The organism is Nonomuraea sp. NPDC026600 (assembly GCF_040638335.1).
In the GTDB taxonomy this organism is placed as follows: Bacteria; Actinomycetota; Actinomycetes; order Streptosporangiales; family Streptosporangiaceae; genus Nonomuraea.
In genome coordinates this window covers 532,154-553,341 of record NZ_JBEZYD010000005.1, presented here as the reverse complement: position 1 = coordinate 553,341, position 21,188 = coordinate 532,154, and the positions used below count along the sequence as shown (strand labels likewise).

The following is a 21,188-nucleotide window of genomic DNA, read 5'->3' as shown; positions in this document are numbered from 1 at the left end:
GACGGGCGGCGATCCGGGGTCCTCGGCACCCGAAGATCATCCCACCGCGCGGGCGCTGCTCACGCCATCGCGATCTTGAGCTCCTGAATGCTTACGCTGGGCCTGTGCCGTACCCCCGGAAAACCCCTCATGCGAGCTCACCGGACCCAGCAACTCTTCAAGCCGCTCCCGAAGCGGACGCGTATCGGTAGGCGGCGGAAGCCCCAGAATCGCAAGCCCCTGGGCAATCGTCGAATCACTCATCTTCGCCCCTTTAGCGACCGCTCTACGTCATTCCTCGCCATCGACCAGAATCTCGGCGTTCATCAGCCTTGCTCGACCAGCCGGCTTCGAACAAGACCAGTGATCAGCCTCCGAGAGCTTGATTCACTCGGTTGATGTACGCCAGACCGACTTCCTCGGCGGTGTCGTTGTTCGCTGCCATGGTGAGTTGGCCGGAGCCGGCATGTTCCAGGTCGTCGGCGATCCGTGCGAGTTTTGCTCTCAGGTTGGTCGCCAACTTCGCATAGGGAACGCTGATCTCCTCGTGGGACAGGCCACAACCATTCGCCAGGATGCTGTCTAATTGCTGGCGCAGTTCGCGGTACTCCCGGGCGAGCACTCCCATATTGCGGCCCGCCGCCCGGCGACCCTTGGCATCAATGATCGCCCCGTTATTGGAAAACTCGTTCATCAGCCCTCCAGTTTCCGCACCGTCTCGTACAAAGCTGTGGTGATCTGAGGGAATTCCCGATCGTGCCGGGATTCGAACTCGTCGAGCCGCGCATCCAGGGCTTCAGCCAGGGCGACCGCTTTGGCTTCTTCCTCGGCCTTCTTCTCGGCGAGCTGCCCGCGGCGGTCTTCCTGCGCCTGCCGTATGGCGGTCACGACGTGCCTCGCCAGGACCTCCGGGGCGAGCCTCATGGCCCGCGCCCCAACGGACAGTCCCTCCAGCAGCCCGTCGTCCGCGACGAAGGCCTTGACCAGGCCATCCGCCGCCTCTCCGACTCCGCGAAATCCGTCATCGTCTCCGAGGGAAGCCACGCGACTCTCCAATAAGCGAACGCCCGTCACAGACGCGGATCAGGCAGGTAGACCATCAAGGCTCAGAGTCTGGTGCCCGGAATGGCCATGGCGGCGACCACTCCATGTACGTAGGGGAAACATCAAGCCCTCGGTTCGGTGAACGATCAGTGCCGACACCAGCATCCTGCCTGTTCGTCAGGGCGATCCGATGCTCTCAGCGGCCATATCGATGGGGTCGTACAGTGCGGCGAGCAGTCAACGATGATCGACTTGCCGTTATCGCCGGTTATCGTAGCGGATGACTTGGAGACCTGTCAGGTACCCGAGCTCGCACATAGGGCTTGACCAGGTCTTCTGCGCTCGGCCCCTGCGGGTACCGGGCGTCCTCGGACGCAGCTAGACGGTACGGCCACCGCGCCGCTCGCCCTTCGGTGGCCAACGACGCACGATGGACGGTTTAATGTCGCTGGACTCCGATGCGCCAGATGTGGCCCTTGAGACTGGAGTGATGAATGGCTGCGGCATCTGAGGATGAGGACCCCATCGGCGAAGGTCAAGCCGCCGGCGGCTTGGTGAGCGCCGTCGTGGGCCAGGACGGCCTGCTGGACAGGCTCCGGCTCGACGCACGGGCCATGCGTTCCGGATCCAAGGACCTGGCCGACCACATCATCGCCGCCGTACGGGCGGCGCAGCAGGATCAGCTGAGGCGGGCCGGCGAGTCTGCCGCATCCCCCGAGGAGGCTGTCGACCCGGAGCAGTTCTTCCGCCGACTGGACGACATGGAGGCCCAGGCAGCCGGGGATTTCGCCCGTCTGACATCGAGCCTCGATGAGACACTCCGCCGCCTGGACGAGAAATGAGACATCACGTCAAACGATGGGCAGGTGTCCAGCAACGGTCAGTTCGGCCGTGCTGACGCCTGCGCTACGCGGCCGGGGAGCCGACGGATGTCCGGCCGAGCGGCCGCGCCGACTCGATGAAGTGCTGAATCCAGTGGCCACCCGGTCCGGCTCGGGCACGACCTCCTCCAGCCGTACGCCCAGCGGGTCCTGGTGGGCGAGCTCGCCGGGCTGCCGATCAGGATCAAAGTGCTGGCTGGGACGCCAGCCGCAAACCTCGGACCAGAGCACCTGCAGGTGCCCACGAGGCCATAGTGAACCGACACCTCACCGCAGTACTCACTCTCGTAGCCGGACGTCGCGTAGCCGATGAGGTTGACCCCGGCGATCCGGGCCATCAGCTCGTTGAAGATGACCATCCAGCCGTCAGGGTCTACGCTGTGGTCCGCGGCCACCGCATGATCTTTTGTTGTCTTCACAAACTCCGAATGATCACGCAGTGGCCGTCGCCATGTGACCCCAACGCCTCAAGATCGCGAAGTGTCACTGGAGTATTAGCCGAGGCCGGCCTGCCGAGCGGCGATGATGGCGTGGGCTCGGTCGGCGACCTGCAGTTTGGCGAGGATGGCGGCGCCGAACAGCAGCAGTCCGGCCACGTACGCGACGAAACTCGCCAGGAACACCGCCAGCAAGGCCGGGGGTGGGTCGTCGATCAGCGGCGAACCCTGGGGCAGGGCCGGCAGAATCGTGACCTCGGTCAGCGACGCCGCGAACAACGTCACCGTCCCCAGCAGCGCCACCAGGGTCGCGATCTGGCCGAACACCCCGGCCGCGTGCTGCTGATGGAGGTGAAGCCCCAGCAGACCGAACACCAGTAACAGCACCCACGTGGCGTGGACGGCCGACTCCATTGCCCCCTCACCGAGACCCCCGGCCACGACCTCCCACACTTCCTGACCCACTACCAGCACACCGGCCGCTGTCGTCGCGATCCCGCCGACCCTGACGATGACCACAGGCATGATCTTGGACATGAACACCTCCGCCACTCGAAATCCGTCACCGCCATCGTCCGGGCAGGACCGGTCCCACGTCATGAGACAAGGTCCCGCGCCTCCCGGGAGGAATGTCCCGACTTTCGGCCATTCCCCGCAACGACCGGTTATGGGGGTGAGGAGCCACACGAGCAGGCGGGGTCGGGCGGGCCGGCCCAGTGCAGTGCAGTCAGTGCACGTCTTTCCGGTTCACCACCCACCTGCCGGCGGCCGGCATCGACGCCTCCATCGGCACCGTCGGTGACGCTGCGAGTGCCGAATAATCATCCGTGCAGGTCATGGAGATATGCGCTCCCGTCGCGCGCCCCCACGGCATGATGGCCGATCGTGTTACTGCGCTTGGCCTACCTCGCGATGACGACCACCTTCTCGTTCCTGGGGCTGCTACCCCGAACCGATCGGGACAAGGAGATCGAAATCTTGGTGTTACGGCACCAGCTGATGGTGCTGCAGTGGCAGGTGGCCAAGCCCGTGTTCACGCGAACTGATCGATTCCTCCTCGCTGGACTACTTCACCGCCTGCCAATGGGCAGACTCCGGGACCTTGTGTTCCTGGTCCGACCGGACACCATCCTGCGCTGGCACCGCGATCTGCTGCGGCACCGTCACGCCGCAGCCAGCTCGCATCGCGGACGTGGACGTCCACGTACTGTTCGGTCCGTTCGATTGCTGGTGCTGCGACTGGCGCGGGAGAACGCTTCGTGGGGGGGTACCGGCGCATTCACGGTGAACTGGCCGCGCTCGGTATCAAGGTCGCCGCTTCCACCGTGTGGGACAACGATGCGGGTGCCACGGCGACTTTGATCTGGAACCAGTGCCATCTCCTCTATGCACTGCGGGAGTTCGAGACCTTCTACAACGAACACCGGCCGCATCGCGCTCTCCGGCAGGCTGCTCCGCTTCGAGCACTCCCTGATCCCGACATCGGCCTCGCTGGAATCGCACCGCTCGACATCCGCCGACATGATCGACTTGGTGGTGTATTGAAGGAGTACCGGCGTGCCGCCTGACCTGGCCGGATGATTAATCGGCACCCGCAGGGGCCGCTGTTCTTCCCGCAGCAGTCGGAGGCGGCGAATGGATCATGGTGTGAGCGGGATTGGTGCACACGAGCACGCAGCCGCTAGACGAAAATTCTAGAACGCATCCGATCCCACATCACCACAGGTCAGCCCATGATCAAAGCGCGCCCTGCAGGATTCGAACCTGCGACCGTCGGATTAGAAGTCCGGTGCTCTATCCAGCTGAGCTAAGGGCGCTCGAATTCGGCGTCTGACCAGCACGTCGGCCGACCAGGTGAGACGGTAGCATAATCATACACCGATCGAACAGTATCGGATTTGGAGAGGCCCATGGCGCGATCCCGAAGACAGCTGCCCCCTTCGCCTCCCCTGCTCGACATGGTCCCCTCCTGGGAATTGTCCCTTCAGGCGGCCGACAAGTCACCCGGAACGATCCGCAGTTACCTCGACAGCGTACGCGTCCTGGCCCGGTTTCTCTCCGAGCGCGGGCTGCCCGTGCAGGTGGAGGCGGTCGACGCCGCGAACGTGCGGGCGTTTCTCGATGCCAGTACGGTCACGACCAGTCCGGGGAACGCGCACAAGCACTTTCGGAACCTGCGGGTGTTCTTCAACTGGCTGATCGCGGAGGAGGAGCGGACCGCGGAAACGCCCATGGCCGGGATCGATCCGCCCAAGGTGGCCAGTCGTACGGCCGAGTTGCTGGCTGATCGGGAGCTTGAGGCGTTGCTGGAGGTGTGTTCCGGGGGGTCGTGGGTGGATCGTCGGGATACCGCGATCGTGCGGGTGCTCATGGACAACGGGATGCGGCTGTCGTGGCTGGCTGGGCTTCGGCACGGTCTCGACGTCAACAACAAGGACGCCGGGGATGTGTGGTTGGATCGGCGGCTGCTGCGGATCGTTCGTCAGGGGGAAGACGCGCATCTGGTGCCGATCGGGCCGAAGACCGCCGCGGCGATCGATCGGTATCTGCGGGCCCGCGCGCGGCATCCGCACGCGGCGTCGCCCTGGCTCTGGCTTCCGGTACGCGGCATCACGGCCGAAGGTGGAGAGCGGCGGCTGACCGCCACGGGGATCCAGCAGATGCTGGAGCGGCGGGGACGGCAGGCGGGGATCTCGGGGCGGCTGCATCCGCACCGGTTCCGGCAGACGATGGCCGACGACTATCTGGAAAAGGGCGGCGATCCGCTCGAACTGATGCGGATCACCGGGTGGAAGAGCGTGGAGATAGTGCGCCGGTACCTCGAAGCCGGGGCAGACGGGCGTTAGTCCGTCAGCGCGATCACCACCCACATGAACGCCGCCCCCGCCACCGTGGCCAGCAGCGTCGGACCAGCGGCACGGCTCGTGGTGTGGGCCTCGGGCAGGATGTCGGACGTCGCCAGATACAACAGGAACCCGGCGAACATCCCCAGGTACGCCCCCAGTACCCCGGCCGGAATCGCGATCAGAGACGTCAAAGTCGCCCCCGTCACCGGTGCCAGCGCATCCAGACCCAGCAGCAGAACGGCCCGGCGGCGCGCGTTCCCGTACAGGGAAGTGATCGTGTACGTGTTGAACCCGTCAGTGAAGTCGTGCGCGATGACGCCGATCGCGACGGCGACGGCGAGCGTGGTGTCGGTCTGGAAGGCGGCGCCGATCGCGGCGCCGTCGAGGAAGCTGTGGACGACGAGCCCGGTGCCGGCGACGAGGCCGACGCCCGCGTGCGAGTGGCGGTGTGAGGCGTAGTCGCCTTCGTGGGCGTCGTGCATGCCCATCGAGCGTTCGACGGCGTGGATGCCGAGGAACGCCAGCGCGAACATGAGCATCGGCACCGGCACCCCGCCGAGCTCGGCCGGTTCGCGCGAGAGCGCCTCAGGCAGCAGATCGAACGCCACCACGCCGAGCATGACGCCGGCGGCGGCGCCGAGGACGAGGTGACGGCGTTCCCTGACCCGATGCGCGACCAGCCCGCCGAGCAGCGTCATCAAGAATGCCGCGAACGACAGCAGGATCGGCATGACGCTCCAGGCTAGGGGGCGGGTGTGCGCCGCAGAGTCGCGACACGCTAAAACGCCAGGCGGGAGGGGTGTAAAAGGGTCTAAGCTCTCTTGGCATGGTCGCGACGCTCCTGCACGAGATCCCCTTGCAGGGCGGGGATGTGACGGACGGGGTGGTCCGGGTCGGTGACACCGTGCGCAGGCCGGTGAGCCCGTCGACGCCCGCCGTGCACGCCCTGCTCCGCCACCTGGAAGCCGCCGGGTTCGAGGGCGCGCCGCGCGTGGTGGGCATGGACGGGCTCGGGCGGGAGATCCTCACCTATGTTCCGGGTACGACCGGACTCGGCCTGGTGACGGTCACCGACGAGGCTCTGGTACGCCTGGCCGAGCTGCTGCGCGACTTCCACGACGCGACAGAGGGCTTCCCGCTGACACGTGGCGGCTGGGAGGGCGGTTCGAACGACGACGCCGCCCCAGAGGTCATCGGCCACTGCGATTTAACCCTCCAAAACGTGATATTTCGTGACGGAAGGCCCCGGGCGTTGATCGACTTCGATCTGGCCCGGCCGACGACCCGGCTGTTCGACGTCGTCACGACGCTCAGGCACTGGGCGCCCATCGCCGACCCCGTCGACCTGGCGCCGCTCCAGCGCGGGCTGGACGTGGGGGCGCGGCTCCGCCTGTTCTGCGACGCGTACGGGGTGCCGCCCCGTGATCGCCGACGGCTGCTGGAGCTGGCCAGGCTCCGGTTCCAGCGCTCGTACACGGTCATGCGTGGCCGGGCGGCGGCGGGCGGGAACTGGGCCATGATGTGGGCGGGCGGCGCGGGCGAGCGCATCCGCCGGGCGGCCGCCTGGCTGGACAAGCACGAAGATAAGCTCCATGCGCATTTGGTCAAATAAGTCCCACCCAACCAGGCCGCTGGGCATCGCGTTGGGGGTCGTGCTCGACGCCGTCGTCGGCGATCCGCGCACGGCCCATCCCGTCGCGCTGTTCGGCCGCGCCGCCACCAGGCTGGAGCGGGCCCTGTACGGCGACGCCAGGCCGAACGGCGTCGCCCACGTCGTCCTCTGCGCGGGCACGGCCGCCGGCCTCGGCGTGCTGGCCGAGCGCGTGGCGAACCCCGTCGTCCGTACGGCGTTGACGGCCGTCGCCACCTGGGCGGTGCTCGGCGGCACCACGCTGGCCCGCGAGGGCGCCTACCTGGCCGAGGCGCTGGAGGACGACGACCTGACCAGGGCACGCGCCCGGCTGCCGCACCTGTGCGGCCGCGACCCCGCCCGGCTGGAGGCGCCCGAGATCGCCAGGGCCACCGTCGAGTCGCTGGCCGAGAACGCCTCCGACGCCGTCGTGGCCCCTCTCTTCTGGGGCGCCGTGGCGGGCGTTCCCGGGCTGCTGGCCTACCGGGCGATCAACACGCTGGACGCGATGATCGGCCACCACTCGCCGCGCTATGAGCGTTTCGGGTGGGCCGCGGCCAGGCTCGACGACGTGGCCAACTACCTGCCGGCCCGGCTGACGGGTCTGATCACCGTACTCGTCGCCCCGAACCGGGCGCGGGCGCTGGCCGTACTGCGAAGAGACGGGCACCGCCATCCCAGCCCGAACTCGGGCAGGTGCGAGGCCGCGTTCGCCGGAGCGCTCGACCTCACGCTGGGCGGCACGAACGTCTACGGCGGCCGGACCGAGCACCGCCCGACCATGGGCGACGGCCCCAAGCCCGAGCCCGGGGACATCCGGCGCGCGGTACGCCTCACCCGCGCGGTGAGCCTGACCGCCGCCGGCATCGCCGTGCTGGCCGCCTGGGGGCTGCGCCGCCGGGGTTGAGGTTCAATTCCGGGCGGGGGGCAGGAGCAGGAGGAAGGCAGGCAGCCCGGCCAGAGCGGCCATGAGGACAGCGGTCAGCGTCAGGTTCCCGCCTGCCAGGAGCGGAGCGACGGCCGCGGCGCCGAGGGGCGGCGTGGCCTGCATGAGCGTACGGAGCACGCTGAACGCGCGGCCGCGCAGGGCGGGCGGGATGAGCTCCATGCGCAGCGACTGGGCCCAGACCGTCATCACCACCCCCGCCACCCCGATCAGCAGGAAGCCCGCCGCCAGCACCCACCGGTCGGGTACGGCCAGCACCGCCAGGAATCCGGCCGCCGCGACGAGTTGCGCCAGCCCGATGGCCCGCAGCCGGCCGGTGTTCGGCTTCCACGACCCGGCCAGGAACCCGCCCGCCAGCTCGCCCACCGACAGGGCGCTCAACAGCAGCGCCAGCGTGGCCGGCCCGCCGGGCAGCCGGTCCTTGGCCAGCCACGGCCCGGCGACCAGCACCAGGGCGCCCTCGGCGATGTTGAACGCCATGAACGCCAGCGTCGTGCGGACCAGCGCCCGGTCCCGCAGCAGGTGGGCCAGTCGCGGCCGGCCCGTCTCCGCCGTCACGTGCGGCCGCAGCGGCGTCCGGACCAGCAGCGCGGCCACGGCGAAGCACAGATAGCTGACCGCGTCGAGAGCGAGCACGTTCACCGCGCCGATGGCGTCGATCAACGTTCCGGCCAGGGCGTAGCCCACGATTCCGGACACCGCGTACGCCAGGGACTCCAGCGCGTTGGCCTTGTCGAGCTCGTCCGGCTCGACGAGGTCCGGGATGGCCGCGGGTACACCGGCCATGGGCACCATCTTGAGCAGGCCATGCAGGGCGGCCACCACGAACGGCAGCCAGCCCGGCACCCCGCCCAGCACGGCCGTCAGCGGCACGGTGGCCACCGCGACGCCCCTGACCAGGCTGTCGGCGGCCAGCACGTGCCGCTTGTCGAAGCGGTCGAGCAGCGGACCCACGGCCAGCCCACCGGCCAGCACCGGCGCGGTGTAGCAGGCGGCCAGCAGGCTCAGCGCGCCGACGCCGCCGGGACCGTTGAGCACCAGCCAGGACAGGGCCACCAGCGTCATGCCGTCGCCGACCAGCGAGATGGACGAGCCGATCCACAGCCGGCGGAAGTCCCGCGCGGCCAGAACGGTGAGCGTCATGCCGCGGCCCACAGGTGGTGCAGGGCGTAGGAGCGCCAGGGGCGCCAGCTCGCGGGCGCCTGCCGTACCTGCCGGGTGGGCAGGAAGACGTCGGGGTCGGCGAGCGCGCGCATGCGGATGTAGGCGGCGGTCCGCTCGTCCACGCCGGGCACGGTACGCAGCTGCCGCTCGGCCGCGTCCCGGTCGGCGCCCGCATCGAGCGTGAGCCGCCCGGTGGCCAGCGCCTCCGCGATCGGGGCGACCTCGGCCAGCACCGCCGCGATCGGGGCAGCCTCAGCCAGCGCCGCCACCGGCGGGAACAGCCGGGTGACGGCGCCCACCGGGCTGCCGAGCGGCTCGCCGAACCGTTCGACCAGCTCCGCCAAGCCGTCCCCCGGCCCACACACCGCGCGCACGGCCAGCTCGGCGGGGTCCACGTGGCCGGGCGCGCGCAGCCCCGGACGGGCCGCGACCAGCGGGGCCAGCACCGGGTCCGCGCCGAGCACCTCCTCGATCTCGCGCGGGTCGGCGTCGAGGTCGAGCAGCACCCGGCACCGCCGCACGGCGACCGCCAGGTCCCTGACGTCCGCCAGCAGCAGCTCGCACCGCATGTGATCGCCGCCGTCCGTTACGTCCACCACGCCTGTTCCGTACGGCAGTCGCAGCGACCTGCGGTAGAACCCGGCCCCACCCTCCTCGACCCCGGGCACGGCCCGCGCGGCCAGGTAGCCGAACAGCGCGTCCACGTCCAACGGCGGCCGATAGGCCAGCCGCACCTGGACCCGCACAGCCCGATGCCCGGCTTTCACAGCTTTCACGGCTTTCCCGGCGGTGCGGGACCGTAGCTCGGTGGGGGTCAGCCCGTACAGCTGCCTGATCGTCTGATTGAACTGCCTGATGCTCGCGAACCCGGCCGCGAACGCCACCTCCCCCGCGCCCAGCCCCGTCGACTCCAGCAGGATCCGCGCGGTCTGCGCCCGCTGCGCCCTGGCCAGCGCCTGCGGTCCGGCGCCGAGTTCGGCGAGCAGGAGCCGGTGCAGTTGCCGCTCGCTGTAGCCGAGCCGGGCGGCCAGCCCCGAGACGCCCTCCCTGTCCACCAGCCCGTCGGCGATCAGCCGCATCGCCCGCCCGGCCACGTCGGCCCGCAGGTTCCACTCGGGCGAGCCGGGCGCCGCGTCGGGACGGCAGCGCTTGCAGGCCCGATGTCCCGCCTGCTGGGCGGCCGCCGCCGAGGGGTAGAGCCGCAGGTTCTCCGGCTTGGGCATGGCCGCCGGGCAGCTCGGCCGGCAGTAGACGCCCGTGGTGGCGACCCCGACGAAGAAGCGCCCGTCGAAGCGCCGGTCGCGGCTCCTGAGCACCGCGTACAGGTTGTCAGCATCCATCACCCGACCCACTGTGACGTGCGCCGGGGCGCGGCGGCTAGCCACGATCGGACGCCAACGGCAACGCCCTACAGGAGCCCGGTACGGCGGGCCAAGGACGCCGCCTCGACCCGCGAGCCCACGCCGAGCTTGGCCATGATGTTGGACACGTGGACACCCGAGGTCCTGGCCGAGATGAACAGCCGCTCGGCGATCTGCTTGTTGCTCATCCCCTCGGCCACCAGCTCCAGCACCTCCAGCTCCCGCGCCGACAGCCCGGGATCGGCCGTCAGGCGCACCCTGCCACTGGCCGCCGCGGCCTCGACTTCGCGCCGCAGCGGCTCCGAGCCCAGCCGCCCGGCGATGGCGGCGGCCTCCCGCAGCCGCTCGCGCGCCGCCTCGGGATCCTGTTCGGCCGCCCTGACCAGGGCCTGCCCCAGCGTGTACGGCTGACCGACCGTCCGCCACGCGGCCACGGCGGCCGCCCACGAGCCCCCGCACTCGGCCTCGAACGTCGCCCGGTAGGCCTCCTGGACCCGCCCCATCGTCTCCATCCCCGAAGGCGCCTGCCGTACCCGGCCCGTACGCGCGGCGATCACCAGCAGCGGCCAGGCATAGCGGCGGCTGAGCGTCAGGTCGTGCGCGGACAGCACGTGGTCGGCCAGCCGCCCGGCCCGCTCCACGTCACCGGCGGCGACAGCGAGCCTGCCTTCGAGCAGGTCAGGTTCCAGGCACGAGTCGTACCCGCGCGAACGCCCGCGCATCAGCGGCCTGGCCCGATCCAGAACGTCGGCCGCCTCCTCCAGCGAACCCTCCCAGACCGCCACCGTGCCGAGCACCATCAGCAGCCACGCTCGGTGGATCGGCGGCGGGTCGAGCGCCAAGGCCGCGTCGATGACCTCGCGCGCCTCTTTCCAGCGGCCTAGGGAGGCCAGGGGTTCGGCCAGGTTCGCGGCGATGTGGGCGCCACGCGAGCGGGCCATGCCCACGCGCCTGGCCTGCGCCATGCCCCGGCGCGCGACCGCCTCCGCCCTGGTGTGCTCCCCCGCCGCCTCCAGTACGTCGGCCTCGCCGGCGTACGCGACCAGCACCGTGTCGTCGTCGGGAGCGGCGGCCCGCGCCTCGGCGTGCAGCCTCGACGCGGTCGTCAGGTCGCCTTCGAGCGCGGTGAGCGCGGCCAGGGTGACGAGGGACCTGGCGTCGCCGAGCGCCAGCGCGTCCTCGGCGTGGGCACGGGCCTCGGCGTCCTGGCCGTTCCAGGCGAGCGTGTTGGCGAGGGCGCCGATCAGCCGGGCCTCACGCGGCGCCAGCCGTACCGCTTCGCGCAGATCCGCCAGGCCGTCCTCGCCGAGCAGGTCACGGATCGCCACCCGCAGCTCCAGCAGATGGGCGGCCCTCAGCGGATCACCGCTCACCTCGTCGAGCGCCAGACCCGCAAGCTCCTCGGCACGCTCGGCGTCACCCACGTGCAGCGCATCCTTGGCCGCCAGCTCCAGCACCGCGGCGTGATCCATACCACCGACCGAATCCATGCCGTCGCCACGACCCCCGCCGCCAGGATGGTCCTCGCCGCCCTCATGTCCTCCGTCGTCGGAGTGGTCCCACAGTTCCAGTACGCGGCCCCAGCGGTGTGCCCGCCAGGCCGCCTGGAAGGCGCGGCGTCTGTCACCCGCCGCGTACCAGTGGTCGGCGGCCAGTTCGGGCCGCGCCTCGGCGCAGCGGATGTGCAGGCGGATGCGCTCACCCGGCAGCAGGTCGTCGTAGACAGCGTCCCGGATCAGCGTGTGCCTGAACACGTAGCCGTCACCATCCACCAACAGCAGCCGAGCCCGGACGACCGGTCGCAACGCCTCGTCGAGTGCCAGGTCGTCCAGTCCGGCCACGGACCGCAGCACCTCGTGCGGCGTCCTGCTCCCCTCGTACAGCGCCGAACGCGACACAGAAGACGACACGGCGGCGATCCGCAGCACGTCCAGGCTGGCCTGGCCGAGCCGCTCCGCTCCGGCGAGCAACAACTCCCGCAGCGAGGCGGGCGTCGTGGGCGAGGTGGTGCCCGCGTCGGCCAGCGCCTCAGCGAACAGCGGATTGCCCTCGCTACGCGCCACAATCCGATCGATGTCGGTACGGGCAAGCCCGGGCACCACGCTCTGTCCGCCGCCGATGCCACCGTCGGTGCCGCCCAGCATGCGCGCCACCTCGTCGCGGCCCAGTGGCGGGACCTTGACGACCTCGGCCACAGGCAGGCGCAGGGGCTCACGCGAGGTAGCGATCACCAGCACGCCGGGCCGCGTCAAGTTACGCAACAGGAACACCAGCAGGTCGCGAGTGGCCTGATCAGCCCAGTGCAGATCCTCCAGTACGAGCACGACGGGCCGCCGCTCCGCCACCCGCTCGACCAGCAGCAGCACCTCTTCGAACAGCCTGGCCCGCCCCAGCTCCGGATGTTCTTCCAGTTCGCCGAGCTCGGGCAGCAGCCGCGCCAGCCCCATCCGGCCCCCGCCGGGGATGAGCTCGGCGCCGTACTCCCGGACCAGTCGGCGCAACACCGGCACGAACGGCGCATACGGCATCACGCCCTGACCGGCCGACCCCAGACCGGCCGACCCTTGACCGGACGACCCTTGACCGGCCATCGGCTGAAAGGCCGTTCCCGGGTCGGCGCCGCCCTCGGCCACCAGCGCGTCGACGCCGCGCGTGAACTCGCGTACCAGGGACGATTTGCCGATGCCCGCCTCGCCGACGACGAGCACCGCACCCGGCGTGCGCTCCAGGGCGGCCGCCAGCGCGGCGAGCTGCTTCTCACGTCCGACGAACACAGCTCCACACTATGAAGAGGGGGCTACGCATCATGCCCGATGTGCCTGAGGCGGCCCTCCGGCACTGTCGGAATCATGCTGACTCGCCCGATACCGGCACCATCTGGCTCGCTGCTCACCCGCCCGCTGCTCCTGGCCATGGCCGCCGCGGCCAGCGGGCTGCTGGGGTTCTATCTGCTGTTCGCGACCATGCCGCTGTACGCCGCGTCGGGTGGCGCGGGCGAGTCCGGGGTGGGTCTGACGACCGGCGCCATGATGTTGTCCACGGTTCTGCTGGAGCTGGCCGTGCCGTGGCTGCTGTCGAGGTACGGCTACCGTGCCGTGCTGGCGTCCGGGCTGGTGCTGCTCGGTCTGCCCGCCTTGTTGCTGCCCCTGTCCGCGGGGTTACCGCTGGTCATCGCGGTGGCGCTGCTGCGTGGTGCCGGGCTCGGCATCCTGGTCGTCGCGGGCACCGCGCTGGCCGCCGAGCTGGTGCCGGCCGAACGGCGCGGCGAGGGAATGGGGCTGTACGGCGTGGCGGTGGGCGTTCCGTCGGTCATCGGGCTGCCGCTGGGCCTGTGGGCGGCCGGAGTGCTCGGCTTCACCCCGGTGCTCGTCGTGGGCGCCCTGATCCCGCTGGCCGGACTGGTCACGGTGCTCGCGCTGCCCGCCATCAACCCCGCCACCCACCCCACCGCAGAATCCAACACCGGGCCTGACACCGGACCCACCGCCGGGAACGCTGGGACGTTCGATCTGCGCGTCCAGGTGCGGCCCACGCTGATCTTCGCCGCCGTCACGCTGGCTGTCGGCGTGCTGGTGACGTTCCTGCCGCTGGCCGGGTCGCCGGAGCTGGCCTCGGCGGCGCTGCTCGCCCAGTCGCTCGGCACGCCGCTGGCCCGCTGGTGGGCGGGCAGGTTCGGGGACGGGCACGGCTCGGAGCGGCTGCTGGTGCCCGGCATCCTCATCACCGCCGCCGGGGTCGCGCTCCAGGTCTGGACCGGCGAGCCGGTCGCGGTGGTGGTGGGGATGGCGATGTTCGGGGTCGGGTTCGGGGTGCTGCAGAACGCCACGCTGGCGCTGATGCTCGAACGCGGTCCCTCGGGCCCGGTCAGTGCCCTGTGGAACCTCGCCTACGACGCGGGGATGGGTGTCGGCGCGATGGGGTTCGGCCTGCTCATCGGCCACACCGGCTATCCGGTGGGCTTCGCCGTGATCGCCGCGCTGGTCGCCGCCACCCTGCCCCTGACACGCAAGCGCACCCGCCGCTGAGGGCGGGTCAGCCGGCCCGCTCGACGCCCACCGTGATCTCGTTGCCCAGCTTGTGGGCGCCCACGAGGTCGAGATCGTCACCGCTCCAGAACCTGCCCGGGTCGTACCAGTTGGGCCGGCGCCCGCCGGGCAGCAGCCCCATCTCCTCGTACGTGACCGCGACGATCTCGGCGCAGTAGGCGCTCTCCAGCGTGCGCTCCCCCATCCGGCGCCGTAGCTGCGGGACCCGTCCCTTGGCCCAGCGGGCCGCCATCCTCGCCGTGGAGGGGAACGGCGTGCCGTCGAGCCGGGCCACCGCGCGCAGGGCGGCGTCCTCCATCTCGGGCGTCGCCTCGGGTTCGAGCTGGCGGAGCCAGGCCCGCTGGCCGTACCTGTTGGCCCAGACCGTGACCGCGTCGCGCAGATCGTGGAGTTGCACCCCGCGCTGGTGGGTGCCCGCCCAGAGGTCGGGCAGCGACCTGCCGAGCTCGGCGTGCCACATCATGGGCGGCAGGTCTTCGACCACGATCGCCATGCCGACGTGGTTGATCGGGCTGTTGGTCATCGTCTGGATGGCGCGGTCCGGCACCGAGCGCCCGCGGAAGACCCACACATCGCCGGTCCTGGTCAGGCTCACGGCCTCGTCGAGAGTCAGCACACCGCTAGCCTAGGCACATGCGCTGGTGGAAGATACTCGGACTGGCCGGGGTCGCGGGAGTCGCGGCCACCGGGGTGGCGATCGCGCGGGCCGAACGGCGCCGCCGCGCCTACACCCCGGAGGAGATCAAGGAACGGCTGCGCGACCGCGTCGAGGGAGCGCCGTCGCCTGGAGGAGGAGCGCCGGGAGCGTAGCGACCAGAGCGACGGGGGAAGGCGGCGGCATCAGGCGACCGAGACCGCCTCACGAAGTGAGGCCGTGAACACGAGGGCGACCGAGACCGCCTCACGAAGTAAGGGCTCTCAGCCGGCAGGTCGCAGGTCGTAGGCGAAGACCACGTCGGGATAGGCCGGGTTGTCGTCATAGCCCTGGATGCCGCCGAGATAGGCACGCTGGTAGTTGACCACCCAGGGCAGCGCGCCGGCGACCTGCTGGTCCAGCACCCGGCTCGTGGCCTGGGCGAAGCCGCGCTGGGCGGCGGCCTTGTCGGTCACCGTGAGCTTGGGCAGCGTGTCGAGCAGGGCGTCCGTCCGCTTGTCCTTCAGGTAGGCCAGGTTGAAGACCGGCGGCTCGGCGCTGTGGAAGACGTTGCCGAACCACGAGTAGCCGTCGGCGTAGTCGGGCCACCAGTACATGACGAAGATGTCCTGGCCGTGCTTCTTGCCGAGCTCCCATTGGGCGTTCCACGGCATCGCCCGCGCGTCCAGCGTGACGTTGAGCGTCTTGAGCGTGGCCTGCAGCCTGGTGACCAGCAGCCGCTCGTCGTTGTCGCCCTCGGCGTAGGTGAGCCGCAGCCGCAGCGGCTTGCCGCCGGGGCCGTAGCCCGCGAGCTGGAGCTGCCGCGCGGCCTCCACGAGGTCCTGCTTCGGTACCCGCCCAGGGGTGTAACCGGGCAGCCCCTCCGGCACGATGCCGCTGGGCGGTGAGGCCGCGCCCTTGAGCGCCCGGATGATGCCCTGGTAGTCGACGGCCTTCTGCACCGCGCGCCGCACCCGCACGTCGGCCATCGGGCCCGCGGCCGTGTTGAACAGCAGCATCGCCGTCTGGAACGACGCCCGGGCGGACGTGCGCAGGCCCGGCGTGACCGACGCCCTGGCGAACAGCCGCGGGTTGAGCCGGTCCACGAAGCTCACGTCGCCGCGCAGCAGCATCTTCCAGGCCCGTTCGGTGTCGGGCACGACGCGGTACTCGACCGTTCGGTAGTGAGGCTGGCTCCAGCCGCCCCAGTAGCCGTCGTACGACTTGAGCGTGAGCTCCTTCTCCTTGCCCTTGCGCCAGCTCGCGACGGTGTACGGGCCCGAGCCCGCGTCCCGGCCCGCCTCGAACCACTTGCCGAGGTCGGGAGCGGCCTGGGTGTCGTAGATGTAGGCCGCGTAGCCGGAGGAGGCGACCAGGTCCAGCGGGACCGGGTACTTGAGGGTGAACGTCACGGTCTCCAGGTCGTCGGCCCGGATGGCGGACACCGCGTCCCAGATGTACGACGCGCCGACCCCGGTCTTGATCGTCCGCTCGATCGACGCCTTCACCGCCGCCGCGTCCAGGGCCCTGCCGGTGTGGAAGGTGACGCCGGACCGGAGCGTGAACGTCCACGTCTTGCCGTCGGCCGACGAGCGCCAGGAGGTGGCCAGCCGGGGGCTGGACTTCTTGGTCACCGGGTTCCAGACGGTCAGCGTCTCGTAGATGTTCTGCAGGGCGATGATCTCGTTGGAGTACGAGTGACTGGGATCCCAGTCGGAGATCACGTCCAGATTCTGAACGTAGACGAACGGCGACTCGCCGGCCGGTGCCTGTCGTACCACCTCTGACGGGGTCGAACACGCGGCGATGGAGAACACCAGCGCGGCGACCGCTGTGAGACGACGGCGCAACGCATCTCCCTCTGTGACGGATGTACGCCGAAACCTACTGCACGATGCCTGTCAAAAGTCCAAAAGTCCCGAAAAATTAGCCATTCCAGAGATCGAATTGCTATCCTCTGGGCTTGTCCCGTCCGGGGTTGCCAGCAGGGGACCGACCGGAATGAGGTGCCATGGGTCGTAGCCGAACGATCCGCATGAAGATCATCGGCCTACTGCTGGTTCCGCTCGCCTCGATGGTGGTGCTCTGGGGAGTCATCACCGCCGTCACCGCGAGCGAGAGCCTGGAGCTGCGCCAGTACAAGACGCTCTGGACCAACCTGCGACTGCCCGCGTACAAACTCATCAACCAGATCCAGCTCGAGCGCCTCGCCTCGGTGAAGCTGCTGCGTACGGAGAGCCCGGCCGACAGGTCGGCCACCGCCGCGCAGCGCACCAGGACGGACGCGGCCGACGCGGAATTCAAGAAGCTCTCCAGCACGTCCATGAACGCGTCGGAGACGATCCGGACACAGGTGGACGCGGTGCTCACGCAGATGGACCGGCTGGACGCGGTCAGGGCCGAGATCGACGCGGGCCTGTCCGACCGTCTGCGCGCGGTCGAGTCCTACAACGCGATGACCGACGCGCTGTTCGGCCTGCACAGGCGGGTGGCGTTCATCGACGACATCCCGATTTACGAGCAGTCGCGCATCGTCATCGACATGGGCTACGCCAAGGAGCTGCTCACCAGGGAGCAGGCCATCGCGGTCGGGCCGACCACGGACGCCGAGCGCAGGCTGTTCACCCAGTGGGTCGGCAACCGGCGCTTCATCATCGACCAGGCGCTCGGCGAGCTCGACCCGCGCCTGCGCGACACGCAGGTGTCGCTGATCACCTCGCCCGCCTACCAGCGGATGCGGCTCATGGAAGACCAGATCATCGCGGGCGCCGCCCCGAAGTCCTGGCTGACCACGGCCGACACGCTGGCCAAGTCATTCCAGAACGCCCAGATGCAGGCGAGCGAGATGCTCTCCGTACGGGCGGAGCCGGTGGCGGACTCGGTGCTCTACCGGGCGTTCCTGCTGGCCGGGACCTGTTTCATCCTGGTGATCGTGTCGATCGCGTTCTCGCTGCGGATGGGCACGCGGCTGTCCAAGGAGCTGGGCGCGCTCCGGCTGGCCGCGCTCGAAGTGGCCCGGGAGCGGCTGCCGCAGGTCGTGGCCAAGCTGCGCAAGGGCGAGACGGTCGAGGTGCCCGAGCTGTCAGTGGCCAGCACGACCGCCGAGATCGCCGATGTCGGCCAGGCGTTCTCCATCGTCCAGCAGACGGCCGTGGAAGCCGCGGTCGGGCAGTCGCAGCTCCGCGACGGTGTCGGCTACGTCTTCCGCAACCTGGCCAGGCGCAGCCAGACGCTGCTGCACCGCCAGCGGATCCAGCTCGAGGGCATGCAGCACCGTGCGACCGACCCGGACGCCCTCGACGACCTGTTCCGCCTCGACCACCTGACCACCCGCATGCGCCGCCACGCCGAGGGCCTGATCATCCTGTCGGGCGCCACCCCCGGCCGCGGCTGGAGCAAGCCCGTGCCGCTGCTGGACGTGGCGCGCGGCGCGGCGGCCGAGGTCGAGGACTACCAGCGGGTCACCGTCGAGCCGATGCCCGGGCAGCGCCTGGCCGGGCCGGTCGTCGGTGACGTGATCCATCTGATCGCCGAGCTCATCGAGAACGCCACCGTCAATTCCCCGCCGCACACCACGGTCATCGTGCGCGGCGAGGCGGCGGCCCGCGGCTTCGTCTTCGAGGTGGAGGACCGCGGTCTCGGGATGGGCGAAGAGGAGCTGGCCGACTTCAACGAGCGGCTGGCCAGCCCCCCGGAGTTCGACCTGGCCGACAGTGACCGGCTCGGCCTGTTCGTCGTCTCCCGCCTGGCCGCCAGGCATGACATCCGCGTGACATTACGCGGTTCACCATATGGAGGGACCACCGCGATCGTGTTGATCCCGGCAGAACACGTGAGCGACCCGCCGGCCGAGCCGGAGAGCCGCGCCCAGGAGCCCGTCGCCCATCCCCTGCGGGTGGTGCCAAGTGAATGACGAGCGGTGGCTGGATGAGGACGCGGGTCCCATCGTCCCCGCCTACTTGCTGACCCGGGGCCGTACCGTCCCCGCGAGCGAGGCCATCGACCTCATCGCGGTGATCATCACGGCCGGTGGCCTGGCGCCGCCCGCCGGGCTCGGCCCCGAGCATCTGATCATCATGCAGAAGTGCACGAAGCCGACCCGGCTCGTGGACGTGGCCGCCGAGCTGAACCTGCCCATCGGCGTGGTCAGGGTCCTCTGCGGCGACCTGCACGCGCAGCAGCTCATCCAGGTCGAGCCGCCGCGCTCCGCGCCGGACGCCACGGTGCTGCTGGAGGTGATCAGCGGTCTGAGGGCGCTCTGAGCGCCGCCTTACGGCGTCGCGACGGCGACCCGCCGGTTGAGCAGGCCGAACACGGCCGCGAACACCGCGGCCACCCCGCCCGCGACGGCGGCGACACCGAAGACCCACTGGTACCCGAGTACGCCCGGCTGGGCGGCAAGGAGCGCGGCGATGACCGCGCCCGCGGTGCTGCCGCCCACGATGCGCACCAGTGCGTTGACCCCGGCGGCCAGCGCCGTCTTGTCCGGGCTGACGTGCTCGACCGCCATGGTGCCGAGAGCCGCGTACCCCACCCCGAGGCCGATGCCCAGCAGCGACGTCGCCACGTAGATGTCGCCGCCGGTCCGGTGGGCGAAGACCAGCCAGAGGGCCGCGAGCCCGACGACCCCGCCACCGGCCGCCACCATCGACGAGGCCGAGAACCGGCGCATGAACCGCCCGGCGAACAGCGAGATCACCAGCATGAACAGCGTGCTGGGCAGCAGGTAGAACCCCACCTGCAAGGTCGTGGCCCGCAGACCTGAGGCCGGCGCCTGGGTGAACCCCGACACGCCGGTCATGACGGTGAAGAAGGCGAACCCGAGCAGCATCGAGGCCACCGTCGCGCCGATCGTGCCCCGCTGCACCAGCATCGACATCTGCACCAGCGGCTCGGCCACCCGCCGCTCGACGGCCACCCAGGCCACCGCGCCCACCACCGTGACCGCGATCAGCCCGAGCACCCCCGGCGAGCCCCAGCCCCACGAGCCGCCCTCGCTGATGGCCAGCAGCAACGCGACGAGCCACACGGTCAGCAGGAACGCCCCGGCCAGGTCGGGGCGCCCGCCGCCGCCCGGAGCCCGGTCGCGTACCAGGAAGGCGACGATCACCGCGGCGACCACCGTGACCGCGGCGGTGATCCAGAACACGGCGTGGTAGTCACCCGAGGCGAGCCCCGCGAGGATCATCCCGCCCCCGCTGCCGAAACCCATCGTGGCGCTGAGCACCCCGATGCCGGTGGCCAGCTGCTCCCTGGGCAACAGGTCACGGACCACACCGATCGCCAGCGGCACCAACGCCGCCACGAACCCCTGCAGGACCCGGGCCACCAGCAACATCGGCAGCGAGGTGGCCAGCCCGGCCATGACGGAGCCGATCACCAGGAGGGCCAGCGCGCCGAGGATGACCGCCCGTCTGCCGTACATGTCGCCGAACCTCGACAGCAGCGGCGTGGCCACCGCGCCGGTCAGCAGGCTGAGCGTGAGCGTCCAGCTCACCGCCGAGAGCGAGGTGTGCAGCTCGCGCTGGAGCACGGGAAGCAGGGGCACCACCGCGGTGTTCTGCAATGCGGCGATGGAGGCCGCGAACGCGAGCGCGACCACGGCGGGCCATGGGCTCCTGGTCGAGGTCTCACGTTTCGGGGAAGCGACTACTGTCGCCATGACGGCTCCTTTAGATAACTTAGGTAAGTAACCGAGTGACGATAATACATACGTAAGTTAGGTAAGCAAAGCGATGGGCGAAGACCTCAACAAGACCGTGGTGGCCTTCAGACGGTTGGTGACCACCCTCAACCGGGCCAAGACGCACGAGCGGCTGACCGAGGCGGCCGGTGTCCGGCTCGACCGGCCCGACGTGCAGATCCTCGTCTATCTGCTCGACTCGGGCGAGCCGCGCAGGGTGGGCGCGATCGCCGAGGGGCTGCAGGTGGAGAGCCCGCATGTGACCCGGCACGTCTCGACCCTGGAGCAGCGCGGGCTGCTCGCCCGGGTCAAGGACCCCGACGACGGCCGGGCCTGGCGGATCGCGCTCACCGATGAGGGCGCCGAGGTGGCCGCCAGGTGCCGCCGCGTCACCACGGAGTGGTTCGACGCCGCGATCTCCGACTGGCCCGATGCCGAACGGGCCGAGCTGGGGCGGCTGCTGTCCAAACTCTCCGACGACCTGTGCACGCACCTTCAGGAGCGCTTCGCGGACACCGCCGCCAAGTGACCCGTCAG

Annotated in this window: 20 protein-coding genes and 1 tRNA gene; 10 read left to right on the top strand and 11 right to left on the bottom strand. The window is 70.2% G+C overall.

Annotation, left to right across the window (positions count from 1 at the left end):
• Positions 1 to 346 precede the first annotated feature (346 nt).
• Positions 347 to 673 (bottom strand): hypothetical protein, encoded by a 327-nt coding sequence (locus AB0F17_RS15620; RefSeq protein WP_358022321.1) that lies wholly within the window; start codon positions 671 to 673, stop codon positions 347 to 349.
• Positions 673 to 1,023, bottom strand: a complete 351-nt coding sequence (locus tag AB0F17_RS15615) for a hypothetical protein (protein WP_358022318.1) — start codon at positions 1,021 to 1,023, stop codon at positions 673 to 675. The genes AB0F17_RS15620 and AB0F17_RS15615 overlap by 1 nt, the downstream gene beginning before the upstream one ends.
• A gap of 494 nt (positions 1,024 to 1,517) precedes the next feature.
• Here AB0F17_RS15615 and AB0F17_RS15610 point away from each other — a divergent pair, with 494 nt between their 5' ends.
• Positions 1,518 to 1,865 (top strand): YbaB/EbfC family nucleoid-associated protein, encoded by a 348-nt coding sequence (locus AB0F17_RS15610; RefSeq protein WP_358022315.1) that lies wholly within the window; start codon positions 1,518 to 1,520, stop codon positions 1,863 to 1,865.
• A 533-nt stretch (positions 1,866 to 2,398) separates the two neighbouring features.
• Here AB0F17_RS15610 and AB0F17_RS15605 read toward each other — a convergent pair.
• Positions 2,399 to 2,878: a hypothetical protein gene (locus AB0F17_RS15605; protein ID WP_358022312.1), complete on the bottom strand. Its 480-nt coding sequence runs from the start codon at positions 2,876 to 2,878 to the stop codon at positions 2,399 to 2,401.
• 722 nt (positions 2,879 to 3,600) lie between these two features.
• On the opposite strand from AB0F17_RS15605, the gene AB0F17_RS15600 reads away from it, so the two are divergent.
• Entirely contained in the window at positions 3,601 to 3,909 is a 309-nt protein-coding gene (locus AB0F17_RS15600; RefSeq protein WP_358022309.1) for a hypothetical protein, read from the top strand.
• Positions 3,910 to 4,084: 175 nt separating this feature from the next.
• Here AB0F17_RS15600 and AB0F17_RS15595 read toward each other — a convergent pair.
• Positions 4,085 to 4,158 (bottom strand) — tRNA-Arg (locus AB0F17_RS15595).
• A 93-nt stretch (positions 4,159 to 4,251) separates the two neighbouring features.
• Between AB0F17_RS15595 and AB0F17_RS15590 the strand changes: the two genes are divergently transcribed.
• The gene (locus tag AB0F17_RS15590) at positions 4,252 to 5,187 is read left to right on the top strand and encodes a tyrosine-type recombinase/integrase (RefSeq protein WP_358022306.1); all 936 of its coding nucleotides are present in this window, start codon (positions 4,252 to 4,254) and stop codon (positions 5,185 to 5,187) included.
• Here AB0F17_RS15590 and AB0F17_RS15585 read toward each other — a convergent pair.
• Positions 5,184 to 5,918, bottom strand: a complete 735-nt coding sequence (locus AB0F17_RS15585; RefSeq protein ID WP_358022303.1) for a ZIP family metal transporter — start codon at positions 5,916 to 5,918, stop codon at positions 5,184 to 5,186. The genes AB0F17_RS15590 and AB0F17_RS15585 overlap by 4 nt on opposite strands.
• 95 nt (positions 5,919 to 6,013) lie before the next feature.
• Here AB0F17_RS15585 and AB0F17_RS15580 point away from each other — a divergent pair, with 95 nt between their 5' ends.
• Together AB0F17_RS15580 and AB0F17_RS15575 are read left to right on the top strand one after the other, a co-directional pair.
• Positions 6,014 to 6,799 (top strand): aminoglycoside phosphotransferase family protein, encoded by a 786-nt coding sequence (locus AB0F17_RS15580; RefSeq protein ID WP_358022301.1) that lies wholly within the window; start codon positions 6,014 to 6,016, stop codon positions 6,797 to 6,799.
• Positions 6,780 to 7,724: a cobalamin biosynthesis protein gene (locus tag AB0F17_RS15575; RefSeq protein ID WP_358022298.1), complete on the top strand. Its 945-nt coding sequence runs from the start codon at positions 6,780 to 6,782 to the stop codon at positions 7,722 to 7,724. The genes AB0F17_RS15580 and AB0F17_RS15575 overlap by 20 nt, the downstream gene beginning before the upstream one ends.
• A 3-nt stretch (positions 7,725 to 7,727) precedes the next feature.
• Here the strand turns inward: AB0F17_RS15575 and AB0F17_RS15570 are convergent, their stop codons facing one another.
• From AB0F17_RS15570 to AB0F17_RS15560, 3 genes are all read right to left on the bottom strand, one after another.
• Positions 7,728 to 8,906: an MFS transporter gene (locus tag AB0F17_RS15570; protein WP_358022295.1), complete on the bottom strand. Its 1,179-nt coding sequence runs from the start codon at positions 8,904 to 8,906 to the stop codon at positions 7,728 to 7,730.
• A complete protein-coding gene (locus AB0F17_RS15565; protein WP_358022371.1) occupies positions 8,903 to 10,267 on the bottom strand; it encodes an AlkA N-terminal domain-containing protein in 1,365 nt (454 codons plus the stop codon). Before AB0F17_RS15565 ends, AB0F17_RS15570 begins: the two co-directional genes overlap by 4 nt.
• 68 nt (positions 10,268 to 10,335) lie before the next feature.
• The gene (locus AB0F17_RS15560) at positions 10,336 to 13,062 is read right to left on the bottom strand and encodes an AAA family ATPase (protein ID WP_358022292.1); all 2,727 of its coding nucleotides are present in this window, start codon (positions 13,060 to 13,062) and stop codon (positions 10,336 to 10,338) included.
• A gap of 75 nt (positions 13,063 to 13,137) precedes the next feature.
• Here AB0F17_RS15560 and AB0F17_RS15555 point away from each other — a divergent pair, with 75 nt between their 5' ends.
• The gene (locus tag AB0F17_RS15555) at positions 13,138 to 14,313 is read left to right on the top strand and encodes an MFS transporter (RefSeq protein WP_358022289.1); all 1,176 of its coding nucleotides are present in this window, start codon (positions 13,138 to 13,140) and stop codon (positions 14,311 to 14,313) included.
• 7 nt (positions 14,314 to 14,320) lie between these two features.
• Here AB0F17_RS15555 and AB0F17_RS15550 read toward each other — a convergent pair whose 3' ends face one another.
• Positions 14,321 to 14,947, bottom strand: a complete 627-nt coding sequence (locus AB0F17_RS15550; RefSeq protein WP_358022368.1) for a hypothetical protein — start codon at positions 14,945 to 14,947, stop codon at positions 14,321 to 14,323.
• Between the two features lie 20 nt (positions 14,948 to 14,967).
• On the opposite strand from AB0F17_RS15550, the gene AB0F17_RS15545 reads away from it, so the two are divergent.
• Positions 14,968 to 15,144, top strand: coding sequence for a hypothetical protein (locus AB0F17_RS15545; RefSeq protein WP_358022374.1), 177 nt, complete (start codon positions 14,968 to 14,970; stop codon positions 15,142 to 15,144).
• A 108-nt stretch (positions 15,145 to 15,252) separates the two neighbouring features.
• On the opposite strand, the gene AB0F17_RS15540 is transcribed toward AB0F17_RS15545, so the two are convergent.
• A complete protein-coding gene (locus AB0F17_RS15540; RefSeq protein ID WP_358022286.1) occupies positions 15,253 to 16,818 on the bottom strand; it encodes an ABC transporter substrate-binding protein in 1,566 nt (521 codons plus the stop codon).
• A 161-nt stretch (positions 16,819 to 16,979) separates the two neighbouring features.
• On the opposite strand from AB0F17_RS15540, the gene AB0F17_RS15535 reads away from it, so the two are divergent.
• On the top strand, positions 16,980 to 18,881 hold the full coding sequence (locus tag AB0F17_RS15535) for a nitrate- and nitrite sensing domain-containing protein (protein WP_358022283.1): 1,902 nt from the start codon (positions 16,980 to 16,982) through the stop codon (positions 18,879 to 18,881).
• Positions 18,874 to 19,230 carry a DUF742 domain-containing protein gene (locus tag AB0F17_RS15530; RefSeq protein ID WP_358022281.1) on the top strand — a complete coding sequence of 119 codons (357 nt, stop codon included), beginning with the start codon at positions 18,874 to 18,876 and terminating at the stop codon, positions 19,228 to 19,230. Before AB0F17_RS15535 ends, AB0F17_RS15530 begins: the two co-directional genes overlap by 8 nt.
• Positions 19,231 to 19,238: 8 nt before the next feature.
• Here AB0F17_RS15530 and AB0F17_RS15525 read toward each other — a convergent pair whose 3' ends face one another.
• Positions 19,239 to 20,630, bottom strand: coding sequence for an MFS transporter (locus AB0F17_RS15525; RefSeq protein WP_358022278.1), 1,392 nt, complete (start codon positions 20,628 to 20,630; stop codon positions 19,239 to 19,241).
• Between the two features lie 73 nt (positions 20,631 to 20,703).
• Here AB0F17_RS15525 and AB0F17_RS15520 point away from each other — a divergent pair, with 73 nt between their 5' ends.
• Positions 20,704 to 21,180, top strand: coding sequence for a MarR family transcriptional regulator (locus tag AB0F17_RS15520; protein ID WP_358022276.1), 477 nt, complete (start codon positions 20,704 to 20,706; stop codon positions 21,178 to 21,180).
• The last annotated feature ends 8 nt before the right edge of the window (positions 21,181 to 21,188 follow it).